The organism is Pseudomonas sp. NPDC087346, from assembly GCF_044744235.1.
GTDB lineage: Bacteria > Pseudomonadota > Gammaproteobacteria > Pseudomonadales > Pseudomonadaceae > Aquipseudomonas.
The window spans coordinates 44,238-44,675 of record NZ_JBIUXX010000048.1; the positions used below are offsets into that span (position 1 = coordinate 44,238).

Annotated in this window: 1 protein-coding gene; it reads left to right on the top strand. The window is 58.2% G+C overall.

Annotation, left to right across the window (positions count from 1 at the left end):
* Position 1: 1 nt before the first annotated feature.
* The coding region (locus ACIOZM_RS23725; protein WP_401217993.1) for an ATPase domain-containing protein at positions 2–438 on the top strand (437 nt) is incomplete at its 3' end.

Consider the following 438-nt stretch of genomic DNA (forward strand, 5'->3'; position numbering starts at 1 on the left):
GATCGAACGTCAATTCGGCAAGGGTGCAGTAATGCGTATGGGCGATCAGGACCGTCAGGCGATCCCGGCTATCTCCACCGGCTCTCTGGGTCTGGACATTGCACTTGGCATCGGCGGTCTGCCAAAAGGCCGTATCGTTGAAATCTACGGTCCTGAATCTTCCGGTAAAACCACACTGACCTTGTCCGTGATCGCTCAGGCTCAAAAAGCCGGCGCGACCTGCGCATTCGTCGATGCCGAACACGCCCTCGACCCAGAGTACGCTGGCAAACTCGGCGTAAACGTTGATGACCTGCTGGTTTCCCAGCCGGACACCGGCGAGCAGGCGCTGGAAATCACCGACATGCTGGTGCGCTCCAACGCGGTAGACGTGATCATCGTCGACTCCGTGGCAGCACTGGTACCGAAGGCTGAAATCGAAGGCGAAATGGGTGAGAT